This window comes from Streptomyces sp. SID11385 (assembly GCF_010548245.1).
In the GTDB taxonomy this organism is placed as follows: domain Bacteria; phylum Actinomycetota; class Actinomycetes; order Streptomycetales; family Streptomycetaceae; genus Streptomyces.
Map to the genome: position 1 here is coordinate 1 of NZ_JAAGLR010000526.1, position 229 is coordinate 229.

1 protein-coding gene is annotated in these 229 nt (G+C 69.0%); it reads right to left on the bottom strand.

Annotation, left to right across the window (positions count from 1 at the left end; genetic code table 11):
* Window positions 1–229 (bottom strand): homocysteine S-methyltransferase family protein (locus tag G3I42_RS16035; protein WP_164286552.1); only part of this gene is annotated, 229 nt, incomplete at both ends.

Sequence of the window (229 nt, forward strand, 5' to 3'; positions counted from 1 at the left end):
TCGCTCATCTCGGCCGGGCCCGTCGAGCAGTTCAGGCCGATCAGGTCGACACCGAGCGGCTCCAGAGCCGTCAGCGCAGCCCCGATCTCGGAACCCAGCAGCATCGTGCCCGTCGTCTCGAAGGCCAGCGACACCAGCAGCGGCAGATCACTCCCCAGAGCCTCCAGGGCACGCCGCGCCCCCAGAATGCCGGCCTTCGTCTGCAGGAGGTCCTGCGTCGTCTCGACGA